Source organism: Aeromonas sp. Y318-3, assembly GCF_027706185.1.
Taxonomy (GTDB): Bacteria; Pseudomonadota; Gammaproteobacteria; order Enterobacterales; family Aeromonadaceae; genus Aeromonas; species Aeromonas veronii.
In genome coordinates this window covers 1834-4438 of the sequence record NZ_JAPDCN010000040.1, presented here as the reverse complement: position 1 = coordinate 4438, position 2605 = coordinate 1834, and the positions used below count along the sequence as shown (strand labels likewise).

Annotated in this window: 1 rRNA gene; it reads right to left on the bottom strand. The window is 52.1% G+C overall.

The window, feature by feature from the left end:
- A 23S ribosomal RNA gene (locus tag OKB77_RS23775) occupies positions 1–2449 on the bottom strand; the annotation flags it as partial.
- Positions 2450–2605: the final 156 nt, after the last annotated feature.

Genomic DNA, 2605 nt, shown 5'->3' with positions numbered 1-2605 from the left:
GGTATCAGCCTGTTATCCCCGGAGTACCTTTTATCCGTTGAGCGATGGCCCTTCCATTCAGAACCACCGGATCACTATGACCTACTTTCGTACCTGCTCGACCTGTCCGTCTCGCAGTTAAGCTGGCTTATGCCATTGCACTAACCTCCTGATGTCCGACCAGGATTAGCCAACCTTCGTGCTCCTCCGTTACTCTTTGGGAGGAGACCGCCCCAGTCAAACTACCCACCAGGCACTGTCCGCGAGCCCGATTCAGGGCCCTGCGTTAGAACATCAAACATACAAGGGTGGTATTTCAAGGACGGCTCCAGCGCAACTGGCGTCACGCCTTCAAAGCCTCCCACCTATCCTACACATGTAGGTTCAATGTTCAGTGCCAAGCTGTAGTAAAGGTTCACGGGGTCTTTCCGTCTAGCCGCGGGTACACCGCATCTTCACGGCGAATTCGATTTCACTGAGTCTCGGGTGGAGACAGCATGGCCATGGTTACACCATTCGTGCAGGTCGGAACTTACCCGACAAGGAATTTCGCTACCTTAGGACCGTTATAGTTACGGCCGCCGTTTACCGGGGCTTCGATCAAGAGCTTCGCTTGCGCTAACCCCATCAATTAACCTTCCGGCACCGGGCAGGTGTCACACCCTATACGTCCACTTTCGTGTTTGCAGAGTGCTGTGTTTTTGATAAACAGTCCCAGCCATCTGGTCACTGCGACTCCCAACTGCTCCATCCGCAAGGGACTTCACTGTCAGGAGCGAACCTTCTCCCGAAGTTACGGTTCTATTTTGCCTAGTTCCTTCACCCGAGTTCTCTCAAGCGCCTTGGTATTCTCTACCCGACCACCTGTGTCGGTTTGGGGTACGATGACTTGTAATCTGAAGCTTAGAGGCTTTTCCTGGAAGCAGGGCATCAATGGCTTCCACACCGTAGTGTGTTCGTCTCGTGTCTCAGTGTTGTGTCTCCGGATTTGCCTAGAAACACCACCTACGCACTTTCACCAGGACAACCGTCGCCTGGCCCACCTAGCCTTCTCCGTCCCCCCATCGCAATTACAAGTCGTGCAGGAATATTAACCTGCTTCCCATCGACTACGCCTTTCGGCCTCGCCTTAGGGGTCGACTCACCCTGCCCCGATTAACGTTGGACAGGAACCCTTGGTCTTCCGGCGAGGAGGCTTTTCACCCCCTTTATCGTTACTTACGTCAGCATTCGCACTTCTGATATCTCCAGCATGCCTCTCGACACACCTTCGCAGACTTACAGAACGCTCCCCTACCACTCACACATAAGTGTGAATCCGCGGCTTCGGTGCCTGGTTTGAGCCCCGTTACATCTTCCGCGCAGGCCGACTCGACTAGTGAGCTATTACGCTTTCTTTAAATGATGGCTGCTTCTAAGCCAACATCCTAGCTGTCTGAGCCTTCCCACATCGTTTCCCACTTAACCAGAACTTTGGGACCTTAGCCGGCGGTCTGGGTTGTTTCCCTCTTCACGACGGACGTTAGCACCCGCCGTGTGTCTCCCGGATAGTACTTACTGGTATTCGGAGTTTGCATGGGGTTGGTAAGTCGGGATGACCCCCTAGCCCAAACAGTGCTCTACCCCCAGTAGTATTCGTCCGAGGCGCTACCTAAATAGCTTTCGGGGAGAACCAGCTATCTCCGAGTTTGATTGGCCTTTCACCCCCAGCCACAGGTCATCCCCTAACTTTGCAACGTTAGTGGGTTCGGTCCTCCAGTTGATGTTACTCAACCTTCAACCTGCCCATGGCTAGATCACCCGGTTTCGGGTCTACACCTTGCAACTAGACGCCCAGTTAAGACTCGGTTTCCCTACGGCTCCCCTATACGGTTAACCTCGCTACAAAATGTAAGTCGCTGACCCATTATACAAAAGGTACGCAGTCACCCCGAAGGGCTCCCACTGCTTGTACGTACACGGTTTCAGGTTCTATTTCACTCCCCTCACAGGGGTTCTTTTCGCCTTTCCCTCACGGTACTGGTTCACTATCGGTCAGTCAGGAGTATTTAGCCTTGGAGGATGGTCCCCCCATATTCAGACAGGATGTCACGTGTCCCGCCCTACTCGATTTCACATCAAGGTTGTTTTCGTGTACGGGGCTATCACCCTGTATCGCCGGCCTTTCCAGGACCGTTCCACTAACTTCCAAGATGCTTAAGGGCTAATCCCCGTTCGCTCGCCGCTACTGAGGGAATCTCGGTTGATTTCTTTTCCTCGGGGTACTTAGATGTTTCAGTTCTCCCGGTTCGCCTCTGTTACCTATGTATTCAGTAACAGATACCCGAGTTATCTCGGGTGGGTTTCCCCATTCGGAAATCTGTGAGTAATAGCGTCTCTTACCGACTTCTCACAGCTTATCGCAGGTTAGTACGTCCTTCATCGCCTCTGACTGCCAAGGCATCCACCATGTACGCTTAGTCACTTAACCATACAACCCCAAGAAGTGTCGGTGAAACCGGCACAGCTTGTTGCTGTACAACAAGGACCAAATAAAATTTGGTTTTCGCCAAGAAGTTTCCAAAGCACTTGTAACAAATGTTTGAGAACTACTTTTTAAATCAGCTTTCCAGATTGTTAAAGAGCA